The 22,624-nt window shown below is 72.1% G+C and carries 20 protein-coding genes; 15 read left to right on the forward strand and 5 right to left on the reverse strand.

Annotation, left to right across the window (positions count from 1 at the left end; all coding sequences use genetic code 11):
• The first annotated feature begins 32 nt into the window (after window positions 1-32).
• From ACZ63I_RS23315 to nudC, 3 genes are all read left to right on the forward strand, one after another.
• Complete coding sequence (locus tag ACZ63I_RS23315; protein WP_469340922.1) at window positions 33-3,935, forward strand: UvrD-helicase domain-containing protein; 3,903 nt, start codon at window positions 33-35, stop codon at window positions 3,933-3,935.
• A 19-nt stretch (window positions 3,936-3,954) separates the two neighbouring features.
• Entirely contained in the window at window positions 3,955-5,364 is a 1,410-nt protein-coding gene (locus ACZ63I_RS23320; RefSeq protein WP_469340923.1) for a dipeptidase, read from the forward strand.
• 81 nt (window positions 5,365-5,445) lie between these two features.
• Window positions 5,446-6,390, forward strand: coding sequence for an NAD(+) diphosphatase (gene nudC, locus ACZ63I_RS23325; protein WP_469340924.1), 945 nt, complete (start codon window positions 5,446-5,448; stop codon window positions 6,388-6,390).
• A gap of 55 nt (window positions 6,391-6,445) precedes the next feature.
• Here nudC and ACZ63I_RS23330 read toward each other — a convergent pair whose 3' ends face one another.
• Window positions 6,446-6,688, reverse strand: coding sequence for a mycoredoxin (locus ACZ63I_RS23330; RefSeq protein WP_041984696.1), 243 nt, complete (start codon window positions 6,686-6,688; stop codon window positions 6,446-6,448).
• A gap of 197 nt (window positions 6,689-6,885) precedes the next feature.
• Here ACZ63I_RS23330 and ACZ63I_RS23335 point away from each other — a divergent pair, with 197 nt between their 5' ends.
• The 4 genes from ACZ63I_RS23335 (at window position 6,886) to ACZ63I_RS23350 (ending at window position 10,500) form a co-directional block, all read left to right on the forward strand.
• On the forward strand, window positions 6,886-9,123 hold the full coding sequence (locus tag ACZ63I_RS23335) for an ATP-dependent DNA helicase UvrD2 (protein ID WP_469340925.1): 2,238 nt from the start codon (window positions 6,886-6,888) through the stop codon (window positions 9,121-9,123).
• Between the two features lie 165 nt (window positions 9,124-9,288).
• Complete coding sequence (locus ACZ63I_RS23340) at window positions 9,289-9,636, forward strand: hypothetical protein (RefSeq protein ID WP_469340926.1); 348 nt, start codon at window positions 9,289-9,291, stop codon at window positions 9,634-9,636.
• A 175-nt stretch (window positions 9,637-9,811) separates the two neighbouring features.
• Window positions 9,812-10,180 (forward strand): WhiB family transcriptional regulator, encoded by a 369-nt coding sequence (locus ACZ63I_RS23345; protein WP_469340927.1) that lies wholly within the window; start codon window positions 9,812-9,814, stop codon window positions 10,178-10,180.
• The gene (locus ACZ63I_RS23350; protein ID WP_469340928.1) at window positions 10,177-10,500 is read left to right on the forward strand and encodes a hypothetical protein; all 324 of its coding nucleotides are present in this window, start codon (window positions 10,177-10,179) and stop codon (window positions 10,498-10,500) included. Before ACZ63I_RS23345 ends, ACZ63I_RS23350 begins: the two co-directional genes overlap by 4 nt.
• 85 nt (window positions 10,501-10,585) lie before the next feature.
• Here the strand turns inward: ACZ63I_RS23350 and ACZ63I_RS23355 are convergent, their stop codons facing one another.
• Both ACZ63I_RS23355 and ACZ63I_RS23360 read right to left on the reverse strand, forming a co-directional pair.
• The gene (locus ACZ63I_RS23355; protein WP_469340929.1) at window positions 10,586-12,019 is read right to left on the reverse strand and encodes an ABC1 kinase family protein; all 1,434 of its coding nucleotides are present in this window, start codon (window positions 12,017-12,019) and stop codon (window positions 10,586-10,588) included.
• A 46-nt stretch (window positions 12,020-12,065) separates the two neighbouring features.
• The gene (locus ACZ63I_RS23360) at window positions 12,066-13,211 is read right to left on the reverse strand and encodes a ThiF family adenylyltransferase (RefSeq protein ID WP_469340930.1); all 1,146 of its coding nucleotides are present in this window, start codon (window positions 13,209-13,211) and stop codon (window positions 12,066-12,068) included.
• 189 nt (window positions 13,212-13,400) lie between these two features.
• On the opposite strand from ACZ63I_RS23360, the gene ACZ63I_RS23365 reads away from it, so the two are divergent.
• From ACZ63I_RS23365 to ACZ63I_RS23380, 4 genes are all read left to right on the forward strand, one after another.
• On the forward strand, window positions 13,401-14,015 hold the full coding sequence (locus ACZ63I_RS23365; protein ID WP_469340931.1) for a M48 metallopeptidase family protein: 615 nt from the start codon (window positions 13,401-13,403) through the stop codon (window positions 14,013-14,015).
• 105 nt (window positions 14,016-14,120) lie between these two features.
• The gene (locus tag ACZ63I_RS23370; protein WP_469340932.1) at window positions 14,121-15,728 is read left to right on the forward strand and encodes a TerD family protein; all 1,608 of its coding nucleotides are present in this window, start codon (window positions 14,121-14,123) and stop codon (window positions 15,726-15,728) included.
• A gap of 13 nt (window positions 15,729-15,741) precedes the next feature.
• Window positions 15,742-16,422, forward strand: coding sequence for an AIM24 family protein (locus tag ACZ63I_RS23375; RefSeq protein WP_328583458.1), 681 nt, complete (start codon window positions 15,742-15,744; stop codon window positions 16,420-16,422).
• 16 nt (window positions 16,423-16,438) lie between these two features.
• Entirely contained in the window at window positions 16,439-17,194 is a 756-nt protein-coding gene (locus ACZ63I_RS23380) for an AIM24 family protein (RefSeq protein ID WP_469340933.1), read from the forward strand.
• A gap of 5 nt (window positions 17,195-17,199) precedes the next feature.
• On the opposite strand, the gene ACZ63I_RS23385 is transcribed toward ACZ63I_RS23380, so the two are convergent.
• Together ACZ63I_RS23385 and ACZ63I_RS23390 are read right to left on the reverse strand one after the other, a co-directional pair.
• Entirely contained in the window at window positions 17,200-17,757 is a 558-nt protein-coding gene (locus tag ACZ63I_RS23385) for an NUDIX hydrolase (protein ID WP_469340934.1), read from the reverse strand.
• The gene (locus tag ACZ63I_RS23390) at window positions 17,754-19,238 is read right to left on the reverse strand and encodes a zinc-dependent metalloprotease (protein WP_469340935.1); all 1,485 of its coding nucleotides are present in this window, start codon (window positions 19,236-19,238) and stop codon (window positions 17,754-17,756) included. Before ACZ63I_RS23390 ends, ACZ63I_RS23385 begins: the two co-directional genes overlap by 4 nt.
• 227 nt (window positions 19,239-19,465) lie before the next feature.
• Between ACZ63I_RS23390 and ACZ63I_RS23395 the strand changes: the two genes are divergently transcribed.
• The 4 genes from ACZ63I_RS23395 (at window position 19,466) to ACZ63I_RS23410 (ending at window position 22,561) form a co-directional block, all read left to right on the forward strand.
• On the forward strand, window positions 19,466-20,578 hold the full coding sequence (locus ACZ63I_RS23395) for an SDR family oxidoreductase (protein ID WP_469340936.1): 1,113 nt from the start codon (window positions 19,466-19,468) through the stop codon (window positions 20,576-20,578).
• Window positions 20,579-20,633: 55 nt separating this feature from the next.
• Window positions 20,634-21,092, forward strand: coding sequence for a molybdenum cofactor biosynthesis protein MoaE (locus ACZ63I_RS23400; RefSeq protein WP_469340937.1), 459 nt, complete (start codon window positions 20,634-20,636; stop codon window positions 21,090-21,092).
• Between the two features lie 140 nt (window positions 21,093-21,232).
• Entirely contained in the window at window positions 21,233-21,403 is a 171-nt protein-coding gene (locus ACZ63I_RS23405; protein WP_469340938.1) for a hypothetical protein, read from the forward strand.
• Window positions 21,404-21,466: 63 nt separating this feature from the next.
• A complete protein-coding gene (locus ACZ63I_RS23410) occupies window positions 21,467-22,561 on the forward strand; it encodes a YlbL family protein (protein ID WP_469340939.1) in 1,095 nt (364 codons plus the stop codon).
• Window positions 22,562-22,624: the final 63 nt, after the last annotated feature.

Below are 22,624 nucleotides of genomic sequence, written 5' to 3' on the forward strand. Positions count from 1 at the left end.
CGTTGTCGGTGGGGGCGGATAGCCTCTCTGGGGTGGCCGCACACCTCACCGATCCCGGGCAGCTCAAGGAGCTCCTCGGCATCCCCTTCACCCCGGAGCAGACGGCGTGCATCACCGCCCCGCCCGCCCCGCAGGTCATCGTGGCCGGGGCCGGGTCGGGGAAGACGACGGTGATGGCCGCGCGGGTGGTGTGGCTGGTCGGGACGGGGCAGGTCGCGCCCGAGCAGGTCCTCGGGCTCACCTTCACCAACAAGGCCGCCGGCGAACTGGCCGAGCGCGTCCGCAAGGCCCTCGTGCGGGCCGGGGTCACCGACCCCGACGCCATCGACCCCGACCACCCGCCCGGCGAGCCCCGCATCTCCACGTACCACGCCTTCGCCGGGCAGCTCCTCACCGATCACGGGCTGCGGATAGGGCTCGAACCGACCGCGCGGCTCCTCGCCGACGCCACCCGCTTCCAGCTCGCAGCGCGGGTGCTGCGCGAGGCGCCGGGACCGTACCCGTCCCTCGTCAAGACGCTTCCCGCGCTCGTCAGCGATCTGCTCGCGCTGGACGCCGAGCTGGCGGAGCACCTGGTGCGGCCCGCGAAGCTCGGCGCGTACGACACCGAGCTGCTGCGCACCCTGGACGGTGCGAAACTCAGCAACGCCGAGCTGCGCAAGGCCCCCGAGGCCGCCCTCGCGCGGGGCGAACTCCTCGACCTCGTCGGGCGCTACCGCGACGCCAAGAGCGCCCGCGACCTCCTCGACTTCGGCGACCAGATCGCCCTCTCCGCCGAACTCGCCCTCACCAGGCCCGAGGTCGGCGGCATCCTCAGGGACGAGTTCCGGGTGGTGCTCCTCGACGAGTACCAGGACACGTCCGTCGCCCAGCGGCTCCTGCTGGCCGGTCTGTTCGGCGGCGGCAGCGGACACGCGGTGACCGCCGTCGGCGACCCCTGCCAGGCGATCTACGGCTGGCGCGGCGCGTCCGTCGCCAACCTGGACGACTTCCCGGCCCACTTCCCGTACGCCGACGGCGCGCCCGCCACCCGCTTCTCGCTCAGCGAGAACCGGCGCAGCGGCGGCCGCCTCCTCGACCTCGCCAACTCCCTCGCCGAGCCGCTGCGCGCGATGCACGAAGGCGTCGAGGCGCTACGGGCCGCGCCGGGCGCCGAGCGGGACGGCAGCGTGCGCTGCGCCCTGCTCGCCACGCACGCCGAGGAGATCGCGTGGCTGGCCGACTCGATCGGCCATCTCGTACGTACCGGCAAGGAGCCCGGCGAGATCGCCGTCCTGTGCCGCACGGCGGGCGACTTCGCCGCGATCCAGGGCGCGCTGGTCGCGCGTGACGTGCCCGTCGAGGTGGTCGGCCTGTCCGGGCTGCTGCATCTGCCCGAGGTGGCCGACCTGGTGGCGGTGTGCGAGGTGCTGCAGGACCCCGGCGCCAACGCCTCGCTCGTCCGGCTGCTGACCGGGCCCCGCTGGCGGATCGGCCCGCGCGACCTGGCGCTGCTGGGCCGCAGGGCCCGGCTGCTCGTCCACAGAGGCGGCGCCGGCTCCGCCGACCCCGACGACCCGGCCGCCATGGACGAGCGGCTGGCCGCCGCCGTCGAGGGCACGGACCCGGCGGAGGTCATCTCCCTCGCCGACGCGCTCGACACGTTCCTGGAGTCGGCGGGCGCGCCCCAGGACGGCCTGCCGTTCTCGGCGGCCGCCCGGGTACGGTTCGCCCGCCTCGCCACCGAACTGCGCGACCTGCGCAGATCCCTCGCCGACCCGCTGATGGACGTCCTGCACCGGGTGCTGGCCACGACGGGCCTGGAGGTCGAGCTGGCCGCGTCGCCGCACGCGCTGGCCGCCCGCCGCCGCGAGACCCTCGGCAACTTCCTCGACATAGCCGCCTCCTTCGCCGCGCTCGACGGCGAGGCCGGGCTGCTGGCGTTCCTGGCGTTCCTGCGCACGGCGGCGCAGTACGAGAAGGGCCTGGACAACGCGCTGCCCGGCGGCGAGAACACCGTGAAGGTGCTCACGGCGCACAAGGCCAAGGGCCTGGAGTGGGACGTCGTGGCCGTGCCGGGCCTGGTCACCGGACAGTTCCCGAGCGGCCGGGCACGCGAGGCATGGACGGCGCAGCCGAAGGTGCTTCCGCACGCGCTGCGCGGCGACGCGGCGACCCTCCCGGACATCGAGTCCTGGGACGCGAAGGGGCTGAAGACGTTCAAGGACCGGATGAAGGCGCATCAGCACACCGAGGAACTGCGCCTGGGCTACGTCGCCTTCACCCGCCCGCGCACCCTGCTGCTGGGTTCGGGCCACTGGTGGGGCCCCAGCCAGAAGCGCCCGAGGGGCCCGTCGGACTTCCTGCACGCGCTGTACGACCACTGCGCGGCGGGGTACGGCGAGATCGAGGCGTGGGCGGACGAACCGGCGGAGAGCGAGGAGAACCCGGCCCTCCTGGCGGAGACCACCCCGCAGCCCTGGCCGCTCCCCCTGGACGAGCGGTCCATGCGCCGCCGCCGGGAAGCGGCGGACACGGTCCTGACCTACCTGGAGTCAGGCCCGCCAGAACCGGAACCCGCCCCGGCCCCGGCTCCGACCGCGGACGATCCGTACGAGGAGCCGTACGCCCCCGAGGAGGACGACCCGGAACCCGACCCCGACCTGGCGGACTGGGACGCCTGGACGGACGCGCGGGCGGAGCCCGCCGCCGAGCACGACGGGGCGGCGGCCGACGAGACGCTGCCGTACGGGACCGTGCCGTACGGGACCGTGCCGTACGGGACCGTGCCGGACGGGACCGTGCCGGACGGGACCGTGCCGTACGGGACCGTGCCGGACGGGACCGTGCCGGACGGGACAGCGCCGTACGGGACAGCGCCGTACGGGACAGCGCCGGACGGGACCGTCCCCGACCGGAGCGCGCGCGGCGCCATCCCTGCCAGGGATACCCCGCCCGAGGGGCCGGAGCCAGAGTCCGATCTGGCGGACTGGGACGCCTGGACCGACACCCGGGACGAGCCCGCACCCGCCCCGGACGGCGCCAGCCCCGGCGGGGCCGTGCCCGGCACGGTCGCGCCCGGTGGGATCCGGGCCGGCGGCGCCCCGCCCGCACCGGACGGCACCCCGCACGACGGCACCGAGCCCCCGCCCCACGCTGCCCCGCTCCTCCCCGCCCCCCGCCCCCCGCAGGGAACGCCGCAAGGGGCGCCGCACAGCGGACCCCTCACGCCCGAGGAGGTCCGGACCCTCGACTCCTGGGATCGTGATCTTGACGCGCTCGCGCGCGAGCTGACCCGCGCTCGGGCCGCTGTTCGCGACGTGTCCGTACCGGCGTCGCTGTCCGCGTCCCAGTTGCTGCGGCTCGCCGCCGATCCCGACGGGTACGCGCAGGATCTCGCCCGGCCCATGCCGCGGCCCCCGCAGCCCGCAGCGCGCCGGGGGACCCGGTTCCACGCCTGGGTGGAGTCGCGGTTCGAGGAGTTGCCGCTGCCGATGCTCGGGCCCGACGAGCTGCCGGGGGGCGCCGCCGACGAGCCCGAGATCGCGGACGAGCGCGACCTGGCCGCCCTCAAGGCGGCGTTCGAGCGGACGGCGTACGCGTCCCGCACCCCGTACCGCGTCGAGGCGCCGTTCCATCTCACCCTCGCCGGGCGGGTGATCCGCGGCCGGATCGACGCCGTCTACCGCGATCTCGACCCCGCGACCGGCGCGTACACGTACGAGATCGTCGACTGGAAGACCAGCAGGATCCGCAACGCCGACCCGCTCCAGCTCGCCGTCTACCGGCTGGCCTGGGCCGAGCAGCACGGCCTGGCGCCGGCCGAGGTGGCGGCCGCCTTCCTCTACGTGCGCAGCGGCGACGTGGTGCGTCCCGCCGTGCTGCCCGGCAGGGCCGAGCTGGAGCGGATCCTCACCGAAGGAGCGGCCGAACCGGCAGACGAGCACGCCCCCTGAGCCGGTTAGGCTCGACATCATGAGCGAGACCCCGGACAGCGTCGTCCGTACGTACATAGAGACCCACCGGGCGGCTTTCCTCGACGACCTCGCCGAGTGGCTGCGCATCCCCTCCGTCTCCGCCCAGCCCGAGCACACCGCCGATGTGCGCCGCAGCGCCGACTGGCTGGCCGCCAAGCTGGCGGAGACCGGGTTCCCGGTCACCGAGGTCTGGGAGACGGGCACCCCCGCGGCGCCCGGCGCGCCCGCCGTCTTCGCCGAGTGGGCGTCCGACGACCCCGGGGCGCCGACCGTGCTGGTCTACGGCCACCACGACGTGCAGCCCGCCGCCCGCGAGGACGGCTGGCTCAGCGACCCCTTCGACCCCGTCGTACGGGACGGCCTGCTGTACGGACGCGGCGCCGCCGACGACAAGGGGCAGGTGTTCTTCCACACACTGGGCGTCCGCGCCCATCTCGCGGCCACCGGCCGCACCAGCCCCGCCGTCCATCTCAAGCTCCTGATCGAGGGCGAGGAGGAGTCGGGCTCGCCGCACCTGCGGGAGCTGGCCGAGCGGCAGGCGGCCCGGCTCGCCGCCGACGTGGTGATGGTCTCCGACACCGGCATGTGGTCCCGGGACACCCCCACCGTCTGCACCGGGATGCGCGGGCTCGCCGTCTGCGAGATCGAGCTGTACGGGCCCGACGAGGACATCCACTCGGGGGCCTTCGGCGGCGCCGTACCGAACCCGGCCACCGTCGCGGCGCGGCTCGTCGCCGCGCTGCACGACGCCGACGAGCGGGTCGCGATCCCCGGCTTCTACGACGGCGTCGCCGAGCTGACCGCGACCGAGCGCGCCCTCTTCGCCGAGCTGCCCTTCGACGAGCGGGAGTGGCTGGGGACCGCCAGGTCGCAGGGCACACTGGGGGAGGCCGGCTACTCCACCCTGGAGCGGCTGTGGGCGCGTCCCACCGCCGAGGTCAACGGCATCGGCGGCGGCTACCAGGGCTCCGGCGACAAGACGATCATCCCGTCGTCGGCCATGCTGAAGCTGTCGTTCCGGCTGGTCGAAGGACAGGACCCGGACCGGATCGAGCGGTCCGTACGCGCGTGGGCGCAGGCGCGCGTCCCGGCCGGTATCCGCCACAAGATCACCTTCGGCCCCGCCACCCGCCCGTGTCTGACCCCGCTGGACCACCCGGCGCTCCGGTCGGTCGTACGGGCCATGGGCCGCGCGTTCGGCCAGAAGATCCGCTACACCCGGGCGGGCGGTTCGGGCCCCGCGGCCGATCTGCGGGACGTGCTCGGCGCGCCGGTGCTGTTCCTGGGTGTCTCCGTACCGTCCGACGGCTGGCACTCGCCGAACGAGAAGATCGAGCTGGCACTCCTGCTCAAGGGTGTCGAGAGCAGCGCGTACCTGTGGGGCGAGCTTGCCGCGGCCCCGCGCTGAGCGGCTCGCGCAGTCCGCGCGTCGTGCGGCGCCGCCGCCACTGAGAAATACCCACGTCGTCCGGGGGAGTTGGAAGTACTTGTGAGCACCACCAGCAACGAAGACATCGCACACCGACCGATCGGCCTCACCGCCCCGAGCGGGATCGACCGCGCGGCCCACCACCGGCTGGACGAGGCGTGGCTGTCGGCTGCCTGGAGCCACCCGACGACGCGCGTCTTCGTCGTGTCGGGCGGCCAGGCGCTGATCGACGACACCCCCGAAGGCACCACCGAACTCGTCATGACACCGTCCTTCGAGGCGCCCGTCACCGAGACGCACCGCTACTTCCTCGGCACGGACGACGCGGGCGTGCGCTACTTCGCGCTCCAGAAGGACTCGCTGCCGGGACGCATGGACCAGTCGGCGCGCCCCGCGGGGCTGCGCGAGGCGGGGCTGCTGCTGTCGGCGCGCGACGCGGGCCTGCTGGTGCACGCCGTCGCACTCGAGAACTGGCAGCGGCTGCACCGCTTCTGCTCGCGCTGCGGCGAACGTACGGTGATCGCCGCGGCAGGCCACATCCGGCGCTGCCCCGCCTGCGGCGCCGAGCACTACCCGCGTACCGACCCCGCGGTGATCATGCTCGTCACGGACGAGGAGGACCGGGCGCTGCTCGGCCGCCAGGTGCACTGGCCGGAGGGCCGGTTCTCGACCCTCGCCGGCTTCGTCGAGCCGGGCGAGTCCATCGAGATGTCGGTGGCCCGCGAGGTCTTCGAGGAGGCCGGGGTCGTGGTCGGCGACGTCGAGTACGTCGCGAGCCAGCCGTGGCCGTTCCCTTCGAGCCTGATGCTGGGCTTCATGGCCCGCGCCACGTCGTCGGAGATCACCGTGGACGGCGAGGAGATCGAGGAGGCGCGCTGGTTCTCCCGCGAGGACCTGCGGACGGCGATCGAGACGGGCGAGATCCTGCCGCCGCTCGGCATCTCGATCGCGGCCCGGCTGGTCGAGCTGTGGTACGGGAAGCCGCTGCCCAAGCCCGAGCGGTGACCTGACACGAAGGAGCCCCCGCCGTTCGGCGGGGGCTCCTGGACGCCGTCGTGCGTCAGGCGCCGATCTTCTGCTTGACCTGGGCGAGCGACGGGTTCGTCAGCGTCGAACCGTCGTCGAACAGCACGGTCGGCACCGTCTGGTTGCCGCCGTTCGCCTTCTCGACGAAGGCCGCCGACTCGGGATCCTGCTCGATGTTGATCTCCTTGTACGCGATGCCCTCGCGGTCCATCTGGCCCTTGAGCCGACGGCAGTATCCGCACCACGTGGTGCTGTACATCGTCACAGTGCCCGGCATGTCCCTCGCGCTCCTCTGGCTCGTCCGTCTCGCCCTACGCGTGTGAACGTAGCGGAGGCGGCGGCCATTCCCGTACCGCGACCTCCGGTGCGGCACCCCGCGCGTTCGGTGCGGTACCCCGCGCGTTCGTACGACGAATACGCATCGCCTGTGGACAACTTCCGCTCCTGTCACAGCCGACCTGGCAGCATGGCGGGGTGACACCAGCAACGCACTCCCCACTGTTCCCGCAGGATTCCGACGCCGGCCAGATCGTGGCCCCGCCGCGCGACGCCGACGCGGTGCTCGAAGGGCTCGACCCCGAGCAGCGGGCCGTCGCCACGGCGCTGCACGGACCGGTGTGCGTGCTGGCCGGGGCCGGCACGGGCAAGACGCGCGCGATCACGCACCGGATCGCGTACGGGGTCAGGGCCGGCATCCTCCAGCCCGGCACGGTCCTGGCCGTCACGTTCACCAACCGCGCGGCGGGCGAGATGCGGGGGCGGCTGCGCCAGCTCGGCGCCGGCGGGGTCCAGGCGCGCACGTTCCATTCGGCCGCCCTGCGCCAGCTCCAGTTCTTCTGGCCGAAGGCGGTCGGCGGCGATCTGCCCCGGCTGCTGGAGCGCAAGGTGCAGCTCGTCGCCGAGGCGGCGGCGCGCTGCCGGATCAGGCTCGACCGGGGCGAACTGCGGGATGTGACGGGGGAGATCGAGTGGGCGAAGGTCACCCAGACCGTCCCCGCCGACTATCCGGCGGAGGTCGCCAAGTCGCTGCGCGACGCCCCGCGCGACCCGGCGGAGATCGGCCAGATCTACGGGATGTACGAGCAGCTCAAGCGGGACCGCGGGGTGATCGACTTCGAGGACGTCCTGCTGCTGACCGTCGGCATCCTCCAGGACCGGCATGACATCGCCGACCAGGTCCGCCGCCAGTACCAGCACTTCGTGGTGGACGAGTACCAGGACGTGAGCCCGCTCCAGCAGCGGCTGCTGGAGCTGTGGCTGGGCGACAGGGAGACCCTGTGCGTGGTGGGCGACGCCAGCCAGACGATCTACTCCTTCACCGGCGCCACCCCCGACCACCTGCTGAACTTCCGCACCCGCCACCCGGGGGCGACGATGGTCAAGCTCGTCAGGGACTACCGCTCCACGCCGCAGGTCGTCCATCTGGCCAACGGCCTGCTGAGCCAGGCCCGTGGCCGCGCGGCCGAGCACCGGCTCGAACTGATCTCGCAGCGCGAGGCGGGCCCCGACCCGGTCTTCACCGAGTACGCGGACGAGCCGGCCGAGGCCGAGGGCACCGCGCGCCGGATCCGCGACCTGATCGCTGCGGGCGTCCAGGCGGGCGAGATCGCCGTGCTCTACCGGATCAACGCGCAGTCGGAGGTCTACGAACAGGCCCTGGCCGACGCGGGCGTGCCGTACCAGCTCCGCGGCGCCGAGCGGTTCTTCGAGCGGCAGGAAGTACGGGAGGCGGGCGCCGCGCTGCGGGGGGCCGCCCGGTTCGGCTCGAACGACTCGATCCTCGACGATGTCGTCGATCTGCCGTCGCAGGTGCGCGCCGTGCTCTCCACGAAGGGCTGGACCACCGAACCGCCGGCCGGTTCCGGCGCCGTCCGCGACCGCTGGGAGTCGCTGGCCGCGCTGGTGCGGCTCGCCGAGGACTTCGTCAGGGCCAAGCCGTCGGCGACGCTCTCCGACCTGGTCGCCGAGTTGGACGAGCGCGCGGCGGCGCAGCACGCGCCGACGGTGCAGGGCGTCACGCTCGCCTCGCTGCACGCGGCGAAGGGGCTCGAATGGGACGCCGTGTTCCTGGTCGGCCTCACCGAAGGCATGATGCCGATCACGTACGCGAAGACCGACGAGCAGGTCGAGGAGGAGCGCAGGCTCCTCTACGTCGGCGTGACGAGGGCGCGGCTGCATCTCTCGCTGTCCTGGTCGCTGGCCCGCTCACCGGGCGGCCGGGCCTCCCGGCGGCCGACCCGCTTTCTCACCGGGCTGCGCCCCGGCTCGGCGGCGCCCGCCGCGCGCGGTGGGTACGGGACGTACAGCGCGGGGGCCGGCGCGGCCGCCGTCGAGCGCGGTGGTGCGGGCGCCCGGCGCAAGCGGCGCGGACCGGCGCTGTGCCGGGTGTGCGGCAAGACCCTCACGGACGCCGGCGAGATGAAGCTGATGCGCTGCGAGGACTGCCCCTCCGACATGGACGAGGCGCTGTACGAGCGGCTGCGCGACTGGCGCGCCGGCCAGGCCCAACTGATCGGCCAGCCCGCGTACTGCGTCTTCACGGACAAGACGCTGATGGCCATCGCCGAGGCGGTGCCGGGCGGCGAGGGCGAGTTGGCCGGTATCGCCGGGGTCGGCAGCCGGAAACTCGGCCGGTACGGGGCCGATGTCCTGGCCATCTGCGCAGGCGGGGAGCCTGGGGAGGCCGTCGCGGGCGGGGACGGAACAAGCTGATTCAAACTCGTCGGGAAAATAGTTTGCGCGCGCCCCGTCGGTCCCCATAGGTTCTTAACCACGGAAACAAGCGCTTCACCGAAGCCCTGTCGCCGTGCTCTACTTATCCGAATACGTGTGACCGGCCCCGGCCTGTCCCTTAGACGCCGAGAGGAGGCGATTTCCATGATCAGCATCAACAGCGGCAGCAGCGCCAAAATGACCGATCGTCCGGTCGCCTCTGTCTGCTCTCTCGGCGTCTCCCGCCCGGAGTTCATTGTCGTCACCGATCTGCTCGGCGCCTTCGCCGTGCGTTCGGGGTCCGTCGTGGAGTCAGGTGTCAACCTGCTGCCCGGTCGGCGCGTCAATGACCCGCGACGGACCAAGGCAGTGGCAGCGGGAGCGACGGCGGCCGAGGCTCAGGCCACGGCCTATGCGCTCGCGGCGGCCACTGCCGAACCCCAGCAGCAGATGAAGCACCAGCACAAGATGTGGGCCTTCCGTGGGCTCGAACCCTGGAGCGATCCAGTCTGATCGAGAATCAGGCCGGCGCCTTCAGGGCCGCGGAACCCCACCCGGGATCCGCGGCCCTTTTGTTTGTCCCTGAACGGGACGGACAGCGCGAAGGGGCCTCGGGGACAAGAAGCACCAGGTACCAAGCCGCAACCCGGCCAACAGGCCGGACCGACCAGACGAGGAAGAACAACCCGTGCAACTCGAAGCGCACGCCCCGTCCGTACCGCCTTCCGGAACAAACCCCCCGCCCGGTCTCACGGAGGACTCCACCTTGACCCCGCTCACCACCCTCACCGCGCTCGACGACGCCATCGACAGCCTCGGTGTGCCCGTTCCCTGCCGTGCCTACGACCCGGAGGTCTTCTTCGCCGAGTCCCCGGCCGACGTCGAGTACGCCAAGTCGCTCTGCCGCACCTGCCCGCTGGTCGAGGCCTGCCTCGCCGGGGCGAAGGAGCGGCGCGAGCCCTGGGGCGTCTGGGGCGGCGAGCTCTTCGTCCAGGGCGTGGTCGTTGCCCGCAAGCGGCCCCGCGGCCGTCCGCGCAAGAACCCGGTCTCGGCATGAACGCGACCGGAACCATCGACCGCCCCTTCACTCACGATCCCCAGAAACAGGATCCGATGACCCCTTCCACCCGAGAGCCGTCCGGCTCCGCCACACCAGTCGTCACCACGCTGGGCGCGAATGACTCGCGCCAGAACAGGACCCGCGAGATGCAACTCATTCCAGAAGCCCTTGCCCGTGCGCATATGGACGAACGAATGCGGGATGCCGCGGCGGAGCGCCAGGCATCGCGCCTGGTCGCCGCCCGGCGTATGCAGAGACGCGCCGAGCGCGCGTCGATGCGCGCCCGCCGCGCGCTGGCCATCGCCGTCATGCAGTGACCGCCGCCGTGCGGTAGCCGCTGAGCGCGGATCGAACTGAAGACGCGGGGGCCGGTCCTTGAAGGGACCGGCCCCCGCGGCGCGTTCAGCCCGCAGGCTCGCCTTCGCCCTTGGTACCGCCTTCGCCCTCGGGCTCGGCCTCGTCCCCGTACTCCGACTCCGGCAGGAAGCCGGGCAGCCAGTCCTCCAGCTCGGCGCGCAGCCGCACCGTCGCGTTGAGCTGGCAGAGCACCCCGATCGTGCTCAGCGTGACGCGGTGGATCAGCAGATACGCCGGCGGCAGATTGAGCTGCCGCCCCAACTGGTGGGCGGGGGAGCGGGGATCGGCGATCCGCGCCGCCTGCGTACGCATCCACGTGCGCGTGAAGGTGAACTCCTCCACGGCGGCCGGTTCGATGATCGGCAGCAGATAGTCCAGCACCGCGTCCGGGTCGAGGTCGATGGTCTCCCTGACGAAGCCCTCTTCCCGCAGCAGGTCGTACACCCCCTCGGCGTCCCCCTCAAGTGTCGTACGCAGCGCCTCCCCGATGGTGTCCGGCAGCCCGCCGGGCAGCCGGTCGACCGTGCCGAAGTCGAGCACGCCCAGCCGGAACTCGCCGATCCGCTCCTCCAGGGAGTCCGCGTCGTCTTCCTCGGCGCCGACGGGCGGCAGCAGCCGGAAGTTCCCCGGGTGCGGATCCGCGTGCAGCAGTCCGGTGCGCGCCGGGCCCGAGAAGAGGAATCTCGCCAGCAACTGGCCCGCCCGGTCCCGCTGTTCGGTGGTGCCGTCCGTGATGATGTCGGCCAGCGGCCAGCCGTCGATCCACTCCGTGACCAGCACCTGCTCGCTCTGGTGCACCACCTCGGGGATGACCACGTCGGGATCGTCGGTGAACTCCTCGGCATGCTCCTGCTGGGCCTGCGCCTCCAAGCCGTAGTCCAGCTCCTCGGCGACCCGGTCCCGCAACTCCGTGATCAGCGGTTTGATGTCCATGCCCGGGATCAGCGGCCCCAGCAGCCGGGCGAACCGGCTGAGCTGCGCCAGATCCGACAGCAGCGCCTCGCCCGCCCCCGGATACTGCACCTTGACCGCGACCTCGCGCCCGTCGTGCCACACGGCCCGGTGCACCTGGCCGATCGAGGCTGCGGCCGACGGCTTGTCCTCGAACTCCAGGAACAGCTCGCGCCAGTCCTCTCCGAGCCGCTCCGTCAGCACCGCGTGCACCGTGCGGGTCGGCATCGGCGGCGCGGCTTCCTGGAGCTTGGTGAGCGCGGCCCGGTAGGGACCCGCGACCTCCTCCGGCAGCGCCGACTCGAAGACGGACAGGGCCTGGCCGAACTTCATCGCCCCGCCCTTGAGTTCGCCGAGCACCTTGAAGAGCTGGTCGGCGGTGCGCTGCTGCAGTTCGCGGCTGACGATCTCCGCCGACTTGCCGCCGATCCGCCTGCCGAGCCCCCAGGTGGCTCTGCCGGCGAACCCGATCGGTAGCGTGGCCAGCTTCGCGGTGCGGGTGACCGCCTTCCGGGGAAGATCAGACATGAAGCCCCTCCTAGGGTCTGTCCGGCGGCCATGGAGCGTGCTGCGGTTACCCGACCATTGTGTCGTGCGGCGGGCCCGTCCCGACGACTCGCTCCCCCTCTGTTCTGCCTGCGGCCCCGCAGGAGCAGTCCCGATGCGGGGTGAGCCGCTCCGCGCGCCAGTCCAGCAGCGGCATCGACACCTCCCAGCGTGCTCCGGTGCTCGCGGGCAGTTCCCCGTCGAGGAACGACAGCGCGTGCGCGGCCGCCAGTCCCGCGACCGCCGTGGCAAGGCCCAGATCACAGGCGGGTACGGGGACGGCTCTGCGCCCCGACCTCCACTGTGCCAGCATCCGCGGCCAGCCGGGATCGCCGTCGGCCCGCTCCAGCGCCAGACATCCCGCGCAGGCCGTGCCGCCCGGCAGCACCAGCGGTCCGACCAGACCTGTGGCTTCGATCACTCCCGCGTAGAGATGCGGAGTGCCCGTGCCGATCCAGGACCCGGCGGCGGCCGGATCAGGCGCGTACGCCGCGAGCCCGTCACGCGGAGCGACGACCACCAGCGAGAGCGGGGGCTCGGCGGCCTGCCGCTGTCCCGTACGGCCCTGCTCCCCGCCCGTACGCCCCGGCGCCGAGCGCCGGACGAGCCGGCGGGCCGCCGCGTCCCTGCGCTCGCCGACGGACCGGGCGGGCGGACCGCCGGGTGCCACGTCCCACTCCTGGACGCAGCCGCCGTCCAGCACATCGACCCGGCCGACCCCGGCGGCGGACAGCAGCGCGGCGACGGCCGCCCCGACCCGGCCGGCGCCCCGCACCTGGACCCGCACGGCCCGGCGCGCCGCCAGCCGCCGGGCCGCGGCCCCCGGCTCCCGGTGCACCACGGACAGCGACGCCAGCTCCGGGCGCAGCCGGTCCAGCGCTTCCGCGTCCCGTAACGATCCGACCGCGTCGGCCGCCGCCCCGGGATCGTCCAGCAGCCCCGCCGCCGTCAGCCGCTCGACCAGCGCATCCGGCTGTCCGTCCGGCAACCCCATCGCGCGGCCCTGCTCCCGCAGCACCGGCAGATCGCGCGTCCCGTCCAGCAGCTCGAGAAAGCTGCCCGTCGCCGTGTCGACAGGACCGACGAGCACCGCGTGCGCGGGCGTCACCCCGAACTGCACCGTCTGCCGCTCCCGCCAGGCCCGCCGCAACGCGGGCTTCACCATCGGACGCATATCGGCCTCCCCGTTGATCAATCCGTCCTTACGTCCCGGTCTCCAGCATGCGGCGTCCAGGAAAACAGCGTGAAAAGTTATCCACAGGGTGGGGAATTAGTCGTTCAAATGGCGCAGGCGCCGGATTGATCAAGGCTGAACCGTCCCGTGGACGGGACTTCCCGTACACACAGCGGGTAACGTCGTGGCGTGTCCGCCGATCCTTCCCCTCGCCTCGCGGGGGAGACCCCGCCGCACAGCGCGGGAAACCAACAGCGCAGCGTGAAAAACCGCCAGCAGCGCGGATCGGCGACGAGCGCTGTCGAGGTGCGCAGGAGCACCCGCCGCAGCAGGACCGTCTCGGCGTACCGCGAGGGCGACCGGACCATCGTGCTGATCCCCGCCCGGATGTCGGAGGCCGAGGAGCGGCGCTGGGTGACGGTGATGCTCGACAAGCTCGCGGCGCAGGAGAGCAAGCGCATGCTCGGCGACACCGAGCTGACCGAGCGCGCCGAGCGGCTTTCCGCCCAGTACTTCGACGGCAAGGCCCGGCCCGACTCGGTGCGCTGGGTGACCAACCAGAACACCCGCTGGGGCTCCTGCACCCCCGCCGAAGGCAGCATCCGCCTCTCGCACCGGCTCCAGGGCATGCCGGAGTACGTCGTGGACTATGTCCTCGTCCACGAGCTGGCCCATCTGCTGGTGCCGGGCCACGGCCCGCGCTTCTGGCGGCTGCTCGACGCCTACCCCCGCACCGAGCGGGCCCGCGGCTATCTCGAAGGCGTCGTGGCCGCCGACCGGTTGCCGCACCTGCCCGCGACCTGATTCGTCGATCCTGTACCGAATGTGTACCGGCTTGCTTCAATGTCCGATCGAGCCGTTAGCCTGACGCGACGTATTCGCATTCGGGATGGGGGACGGTCGTTACGCATGGCCAGGGAATTCCAACGCGGCCACAAGGCCAAGATCAGTGACCTCACGCCAGGGACGGATCTGTACGTAGGTGTGCAGATCTCGGGTCCCGGGCTGACCTTCGACATCAGTTGCTTCGGCCTCGACGCCGACGAAAAGCTGTCGGACGACCGTTACTTCATCTTCTTCAACCAGCCCAAGTCGCCGGAGGAGTCCATCTCGCTCCTCGGCGCGCAGGCCGGTGACACCGAATCGTTCCGTGTGACGCTGGACCGTATCCCGGCGAACATCCAGCGGCTCTCGTTCACCGCCACGATCGACGGCGGCGGGCAGATGTCCCAGGTCGCCCCGGGCTATCTGCGCGTCGTCGCCGGTGGTGAGGAAGTCGTCCGCTACTCCTTCACCGGCGCCGAGTTCAGCACCGAACGCGCCGTGATGCTGGGCGACTTCTACCTGAAGGACGTCTGGCGGTTCGCCGCGGTCGGCCAGGGCTTCGACGGCGGGCTCGACGCCCTGCTCAAGAACTTCGGCGGCGAGGTCGCCGAGGAGCAGCCCGCACCGCCGCAGGCCGGCGGGCAGGCTCCGGGCTTCGCCCCGCCGCCCGGCGGTGCGCCCGCCCCGGCGTTCGGCGCACCCGCCGCTCCCGCCGCACCGCAACCGCCCGCTCCCGCGCCGTCGTTCGGCGCGCCGCAGGCACCGGCCGCTGCCCCGGCACCCGCCCAGGCGCCGCCCATCCACCACGCGCCGACGATAGCGGCGCCGCTCGCCCCACCGGGCGCGCCCGCCCCGTACGGCCAGCCGCCCGCGCCGGCCCCGTACGGCCAGCAGCCGCCCCAGCAGCCGCAGTTCGGCCAGGTCCCCGGCCAGGCGCCGGCGCCCTTCGGCCAGCCGGCCCCGAATCCCTTCGGGCAGCCGCCCGGCGGCGCTCCGCAGGGGGTCGTCCCGCAGGGCGCGCCGCCCGGTGGCGCCGGTCTCCAGGCGGCCCTCCAGCCGTACAAGGAACTGCCCACGGGCCAGCGCTGGACCTCGCAGAACGGCCATCTGATGCGGGTCGACCTGTCCATGGGCGGCTCGCCCGTCCTCGCCCGCCAGGGCAGCATGGTCATGTACCAGGGCAAGGTCGACTTCGGCTACAAGGGCGCGGGCTTCGCCGGCCGGATCGTCGGCAACGCCACGGGCCAGGAGATGCAGTTGATGCGCTGCACCGGCCGGGGCCAGGTCTTCCTCGCCGAGGAGAGCGCGCATCTGCACCCCGTGGAGCTTCAGGGCGACGGGATCTGCGTATCGGCCGAGAACGTGCTCGCCTTCGACGAGTCGCTCCAGTACGAGGTCCGCCGCATCGAGGGCCACGGCATCCCCGGCGGGGCCCTGTTCACCATGCTCTTCCAGGGCACCGGGACCGTGGTCGTCAAGACGCACGGCACGCCCGTGGTGCTGCCGGTCACGCCCACCACCTTCGCCGACTGCAACGCGGTCGTCGCCTGGTCGGCGGCGTCCCAGGTGATCCTCTCCAGCCAGGTCAGGCTGCGCAGGAACGCCTACCCGGGACACAGCGGAGAGACCGTCAACCTGCAGTTCCGGGGAGCCCCCGGCAACTTCATCGTCGTCCAGCCGTACGAGGTCTGAGGGAGCCCGAAGAATGAACCAGCAACTCGCGGGCTTCGCGCCCACGCCCATCGCGGCCCGGATGGAGAACCACGGCAGCGCCATGCTCAAGGTCGCCATGGCCACCGGGCAGGACCTGTTCGCGCGCACCGGCTCGATGGTCGCGTACGAGGGCTTCATCCAGTACGAGCCCAACCCGCCGGCCGTGCGCCAGATCGCCTCCCAGTGGGTCACCGGCGAGGCCACGCCCATCATGAAGTGCTCGGGTGACGGGCTGCTCTATCTCGCCGACTACGGCGCGAACGTCGTCGTCATCAACCTCAACAACGACGCGATCTCGGTCAACGGCACCAATGTGCTGGCCTTCGACGCGCATCTCCAATGGGGCGTCGAACGGGTCAAGGGCCTGGCGAAGTTCGCGGGCCAGGGCCTGTGGAACGTGCAGATCTCCGGGACCGGCTGGGTCGCCCTGACCTCGCGCGGCACCCCGATGGTCGTGGACTGCGGCCGCGGTGAGGACGAGACGTACGTCGACCCGGACGCGCTCGTCGCCTGGTCCCCGAACCTCAAGGTCAAGGGCAAGCGCAGCCTCAAGGCGTCGGCGCTGATCGGGCGCGGCAGCGGCGAGGCCTTCCAGATGGCCTTCTCGGGGCAGGGCATCGTCGTCGTCCAGCCGAGCGAGGACAGTACCGACCGCCTGCGGGTCCGGGGCTGAGGGGAGCCAGACAATCATGCAGAGTCCGCTTTTCGCACTCACCGAACAGCAGTCCCAGGACCGCTACACCATCCAGAACCCGCAGCTCCTGCGGGTCGCCCTCACCGGCCAGGACGACGTGCTGGCCCGCAAGGGCGCCATGGTCGCCTACCAGGGGCTGATGGACTTCGACGGCGAGTACCAGTCCGGCAGCCAGCGGCGCGCCCGCGCCCGCACCGGCGAGGGCCTCGACCTGATGCGCTGCTCCGGGCAGGGCACGGTCTATCTGGCCAACCTCGCCCAGTACATCCATGTCGTGGACGTCGACCAGGACGGCATCACGGTCGACAGCGCCTATGTCCTGGCGCTCGACTCCGCGCTGCACACCGAGGTCATCGCCGTCGACAGCCAGTACGGCGTCTCGGGCACCGGCAAGTACCAGCTCAACATCTCGGGCCGGGGCAAGGTCGCGCTGATGACCTCGGGCCAGCCGCTGATGATGCAGGTCACGCCGGACAAGTACGTCAACGCCGACGCGGACGCCGTCGTCGCCTGGTCGACGTCGCTGCGGGTGCAGATGCAGTCGCAGACGCACTCGTCGGGCGTCTTCAGGCGGCGCGGCAACACCGGCGAGGGCTGGGAGCTGAGCTTCCTCGGCCAGGGCTTCGCGCTCGTCCAGCCCAGCGAGGTGATGCCGCCGCAGAACGCGGCGATCGGGCAGGGCCTCGCCGCGCAGTTCGGCGCGGGCCAGCACGGCTCGCACGCGCAGAACCAGAACAACGCCTGGAGCTGAGCCCGTCAGGCAAGGGGCCGGTCCGCACGCGGTCCGGCCCCTTCCAGCGCTGTACGGGTACGCTCCAGCAGCCGCGCGACCGAGCCGTCGGCCACCTCGGCGGCGCGCGCGTAGTCGAACCAGCGCAGGTCCAGCGACTCCTCGCTGATCCGCTCCACCGCATCCGGCGGGGCGAGCGCCGCGTACTGGACGTCGAAATGCCAGTGGCAGGGCGCCGGGATGCGATGCCGGTCCAACCGCACAGGACCGCCCGGCAGCAGCGTCAGACCGGGGATGCCGGACTCCTCCGTCGCCTCCCGCAGCGCGGCGTCCGCAAGGCCGCCGTCCTGCGGCTCGCAGTGGCCGCCCATCTGCAGCCACATGCCGAGCTTCCTGTGCAGCGTCAGCAGCACGCGCTGCCGGGACGGATCGATCACCAGCGCGCTCGCCGTGAGATGCCCGGCCGTACAGCGCTTCCACATCCCGTCCGGATGCTCGGCCAGATGACCGAGGTAGCTCAGGCGCAGCTCTTCCTGGTCCCCGTACCCGTTCAGTACGCGGACGGCGTCGTCGTGCAGGCTCACTTGTCGCTGTCGCCCTCGCTGTCGTCCCCGTCCGAAGCGCCGTCGGCCTTGTTCCCGTCCGGCCCGTCGTGCTTCCGCAGGTCGGGCTTGCCGTCCGCCGCGTCGCCGAGCATCTTGTCCAGCTCCGAGAAGTCGAGCTGCTCGTGGTGGACGAAGCCGTCCGGGTCGTCCAGGTCGGAAGCGGTCGGCAGATTGTCCGGGTGCTCCCACAGGGCGTCCCTGCCGTCGACCCCGCGCGCGTCCGTGAGCGAGGCCCACAGCCGCGAGGCGTCCCGCAGCCGGCGCGGCCGCAGCTTGAGGCCGATGAGCGTCGCGAAGGTCTGCTCGGCGGGACCGCCGGTGGCGCGGCGCCTGCGCAGCGTCTCGCGCAGCGCGTCAGCGGCCGTCAGACGCGACTTCGCCGCCTCGTGGACCACCGCGTCCACCCAGCCCTCGACCAGCGCCAGGGCCGTCTCCAGCCGGGCCAGCGCCGCCTTCTGCTCCGGGGTGTCCTCCGGCTGGAACATGCCCTGCTGGAGCGCTTCCTGCAGCTCCTCCGGGTTCTGCGGGTCGAACTGGCCGACGATGTCTTCCAGCTTGCTCGTGTCGACCTTGATCCCGCGGGCGTAGCCCTCGACCGTGCCGAAGATGTGCGCGCGCAGCCACGGCACATGCGTGAAGAGCCGCTGGTGGGCGGCCTCGCGCAGGGCCAGATACAGCCGCACCTCGTCCTTGGGGACGCCGAGGTCCTTGCCGAACGCCTCGATGTTGAGCGGGAGCAGCGCCGCCTTGCCGGCCGGGCCGAGCGGCAGGCCGATGTCGGTCGAGCCGACCACCTCGCCCGCGAGCACGCCGATGGCCTGGCCGATCTGCTGGCCGAACATCGCGCCGCCCATGGAGCGCATCATGCCGATCAGCGGTCCGGCGACGCTCTGCATCTCCTCGGGCAGTACGTCGCCCATGGCCATGCCGACGCGCTCGGCGACCGGGTCGACGAGCTGCTGCCACGCGGGCAGCGTCGCCTCCACCCACTCGGCGCGGCTCCACGCCACGGCCGTGTTGGCGCCGGACGGCAGCGACGTCACTCCGTCGAGCCACAGGTCGGCCAGGCGCACCGCCTCACCGACCGCCGCACGGTCCGAAGGGCCGATGCTCGCGTCCTTCGTGCCGTCCGGGGTGCCCTGGGAGACCGTCTGGCGGGCGATCTGCTTCGCCATGTCCCAGTTGACCGGGCCGCCCTCGAAGCTGAGCATCTGCCCGAGCTGCTGGAAGGCCGCCCCCAGGTCGTTGGGGTTCAGCGAACCGAACATCGCGGCGAACGGATTGTCTCCGCCGCCCGCGCCGCCCGGCAGCCCGAACCCGAAGTCCCCGAAGGGGTTGCCGGAACCGCCCTGACCGCCGGAACCGGAACCCTGACCACCTCCGGCCGGGTCCTTCTTCTTGCCGTCGCCGTCCTCCGGCTCCTCCGGCGGAAGGCCGAATCCGAATGGGGTGTCACTCACGGGTTTCCTCGGCTCGTAGGGCCGCCGGCTTACCGCCGGCGGCGACTGCCCGACTACACCACCCAGCCTAACGACCTGGTCGTCAGACCGACCGTCCACAGCGGGCGACACCCGGGCGGCTTCCGGGCTCGGTGCCCCGCAGGCCGACAGCCTGCGGCAGGATGGACGTCACCTGGTACGCACGCGTCATTCACGTACGTACTGAAGACAACCGCTGGAGACGCCCGGTGAGTTCCCCAGATCCGCAGGTTCGCGCAGCGCGAAACCACTCAACCCCGAGCAGGTCGCGCGGCCCCGTCGTCGCGGTCACCGGCGCCGCGACAGGTGTCGGTGACCTGCTCGTCCGCCGACTGGTGGCGTCGCAGGAGATCAAGCAGGTCATCGCCATGGACGAGCGCAGGGGCGAGGTCCCCGAGGCGCAGTGGCACATCCTCGACGTCCGCGACCCGGCCATCGCCGAGAAGCTGCGCGGCGCCGACGTCGTGGTGCATCTGGCGCTCGACCTCGATCTGGAGACCGACGCCGCCGCCCGTACGGCCTACAACGTCCGCGGCACCCAGACCGTCCTGACGGCGGCAGCGGCCGCCGGGGTGCACCGGGTGGTGCTCTGCACCTCCGCCATGGTCTACGGCGCGCTGGCGGAGAACGACATCCCGCTCTCCGAGGACGCCGAACTGCGCGCGACGGCCGAGGCCACCGGGGTCGGCGACCTGCTGGAGATCGAACGGCTCGGCCGCCGCGCGCCGCGCGCGCACCCCGGGCTGCATGTCACGGTCGTACGCCCCGCCGTCCTCGTCGGCGGTACGGACACGGCCCTGACCCGTTACTTCGAGTCGCCCCGGCTGCTCGTGGTCACCGGATCCCGCCCGACCTGGCAGTTCTGCCATGTCGACGACCTGGTCAGCGCGCTGGAGTACGCGGCGCTCGGCAAGGTCGAGGGCGAGCTGGCCGTCGGCTGCGACGGCTGGCTGGAGCAGGAGGAGGTCGAGGAGCTGAGCGGCATCCGGCGGATGGAGCTGCCGTCGGCGGTCGCGCTCGGCGCCGCCGCCCGGCTGCACCGGATCGGGCTCACGCCCTCGCCGGCCGGTGACCTCGCCTACACCATGCACCCCTGGGTGGTCAGCGTCAGCAGGCTGCACGACGCGGGCTGGCGGCCGAGCTGGACCAACGAGGAGGTGCTCGCCGCGCTCCTGGAGGAGGTGGAGGGCCGGCACACCGTCGCGGGCCGCCGGCTGGGCCGCAAGGACGCCACGGCCGCGGGCGCGGCGGGGGCGACGGTCGCGCTGCTCGGTACGGCGGCGCTGGTACGGCGGGCCCGCAAGGCGCGCCGCCGCCTGTAGGGCCCGCCCGTGGTCCCGCTTCGGACCGGCACCGCCCGCCAGGCACAATGGGCCCATGGGAAGCATGTACGACCACCCCGGAGAGCAGACGGCGCACGACCCGATCCGGCTGCTGGCCGTCCGCGACACACCGCTGAGCCTGGACGAGGTCTTCCGGGCCGTCGGGGACGAGGCGGCGGGCGGCACGGCGATCTTCGTGGGGACGGTACGCAACCACGACGGCGGCGCCGACGTGGACGCGCTCGGCTACTCCAGCCACCCCTCGGCGGAGGCGGAGATGCGCCGGGTCGCCGAGAAGGTCGTGGCGGACTTCCCGGTACGCGCGCTGGCCGCCGTCCACCGTGTGGGTGATCTGGCGGTGGGGGATCTCGCGGTCGTCGTCGCGGTCTCGTGCCCGCACCGCGCGGAGGCCTTCACGGCCTGCCGCAAGCTCATCGACGACCTCAAGCACGAGGTCCCGATCTGGAAGCACCAGACGTTCTCGGACGGCAGCGAGGAGTGGGTGGGGGTTTAGCGACCGGGGTGGGCGCGTAGCGCCTCGTGCGCGTGTGGGCCGATTTGCGTAACCGTATCCCTGCCAGCAGCGTTGACCCTGCAGATGGTTCATCTGCTGATCAGTCGGATGCAGGACACTCACGGGGTCGGGAGATCGAGATGGCCGCACTTGCCTGGTTGCTCATTCCGCTCATCGCCGCTGTCGGCGCGGCGATATGGGGCGGCTGGGCCGCCAAGAACCGCACCATAGGCGACATATCCGAGCTGAACGGCTACGCCAGGTTCCGGGACGCGATGGAGCCGCCCGAATCAGGTCCCGACGCCCTCTGAGGCGGTCTGTCGGCCACCGGGCCCGGACGCCGCGCTCGCGGCGCTTTACCGTACTGTCGTTCCATGCCACGCCGCACAGCGACGATGCTCGCCTCCACCCTCGTCCTCATCGCGCTTCTCTGCGCGGGCGTGCTCATCAATGTTCCGTACGCGGAGATGAGCCCCGGACCGACGGTGAACACACTCGGTGACGCCGGCGGCGAACCGGTTCTGCAGATCTCCGGGCACAAGACGTACAAGACGACCGGCAATCTGAACATGACCACGGTCAGGGTCACCGGCGCCGACTACAACATGAACATCGTCGAAGCGGTCTACGGCTGGCTGGCCCACGACGACGTGGTCGTGCCGCACGACACGCTCTACCCGGACGGCAAGACCGAGCAGCAGTCGACGCAGGAGAACGCCGAGGAGTTCAGCCAGTCCCAGGAGAGCGCCAAGGTCGCCGCCCTGACGACGCTGAAGATCCCGGTCCCCTCGCGGACCATCGTCTCGACCGTCCTGAAGAAGAGCCCCGCCGAGGGCAGGCTGCACGCGGGGGACGTCATCAAGGCCGTGGACGGCACGGCGGTGCGCGAGCCCGACGACGTCGCCAAGCTGGTCACCCGGCACAAGCCCGGCGAGCAGGTCGTCTTCACGATCGTCCCGGTCAAGGCGGCCGACGCGGCGAAGAAGGCCGGCAAGGAACCGGCCACGACGCAGAAGGTCACCGTCACCACCCGCACGTCCGACGACACGGGCAAGCCGCGCGCCGTCGTGGGTATCTCGGCCGGCACCGACCACACGTTCCCGTTCCCGATCGACATCAAGCTCGCCGACGTGGGCGGGCCGAGCGCCGGGCTGATGTTCTCGCTCGGCATCGTCGACAAGCTCACACCCGGCTCGCTGACGGGCGGCAAGTTCATTGCGGGTACGGGCACGATCGACGACAAGGGCGCCGTCGGACCGATCGGCGGCATCGAGATGAAGCTGGTGGGCGCGCGCAACGCGGGCGCCCGGTTCTTCCTCACGCCCACCGAGAACTGCGCCGCGGCGGCTGCCGACACCCCGTCCGGTCTCACGCTGGTCAAGGTGAAGAACATCTCCGACGCCAAGGCGTCCCTCGACAAGATCCGCGCCGGGAACACGGCCGGCCTGCCGAGCTGTTCGGCGAGTTGACCGGCCGCGCCCCGTACAAGCGCGACAAAACGGTTGGAACAAAAGGGGCGTTACGGGTTTTGC

This window comes from Streptomyces sp. NPDC087906, assembly GCF_055584925.1.

Excerpts from the sequence above, each read along its gene's own strand:
- ACZ63I_RS23340 (WP_469340926.1), top strand. The coding sequence starts at position 9,289 with ATGATCAGCATCAACAGCGGCAGCAGCGCCAAAATGACCGATCGTCCG.
- ACZ63I_RS23350 (WP_469340928.1), top strand. The coding sequence starts at position 10,177 with ATGAACGCGACCGGAACCATCGACCGCCCCTTCACTCACGATCCCCAG.
- ACZ63I_RS23380 (WP_469340933.1), top strand. The coding sequence starts at position 16,439 with ATGCAGAGTCCGCTTTTCGCACTCACCGAACAGCAGTCCCAGGACCGC.
- ACZ63I_RS23360 (WP_469340930.1), bottom strand. The coding sequence starts at position 13,211 with ATGCGTCCGATGGTGAAGCCCGCGTTGCGGCGGGCCTGGCGGGAGCGG.
- ACZ63I_RS23405 (WP_469340938.1), top strand. The coding sequence starts at position 21,233 with ATGGCCGCACTTGCCTGGTTGCTCATTCCGCTCATCGCCGCTGTCGGC.
- ACZ63I_RS23330 (WP_041984696.1), bottom strand. The coding sequence starts at position 6,688 with ATGCCGGGCACTGTGACGATGTACAGCACCACGTGGTGCGGATACTGC.
- ACZ63I_RS23320 (WP_469340923.1), top strand. The coding sequence starts at position 3,955 with ATGAGCGAGACCCCGGACAGCGTCGTCCGTACGTACATAGAGACCCAC.
- ACZ63I_RS23355 (WP_469340929.1), bottom strand. The coding sequence starts at position 12,019 with ATGTCTGATCTTCCCCGGAAGGCGGTCACCCGCACCGCGAAGCTGGCC.
- ACZ63I_RS23410 (WP_469340939.1), top strand. The coding sequence starts at position 21,467 with ATGCCACGCCGCACAGCGACGATGCTCGCCTCCACCCTCGTCCTCATC.
- ACZ63I_RS23370 (WP_469340932.1), top strand. The coding sequence starts at position 14,121 with ATGGCCAGGGAATTCCAACGCGGCCACAAGGCCAAGATCAGTGACCTC.
- ACZ63I_RS23375 (WP_328583458.1), top strand. The coding sequence starts at position 15,742 with ATGAACCAGCAACTCGCGGGCTTCGCGCCCACGCCCATCGCGGCCCGG.
- ACZ63I_RS23400 (WP_469340937.1), top strand. The coding sequence starts at position 20,634 with ATGGGAAGCATGTACGACCACCCCGGAGAGCAGACGGCGCACGACCCG.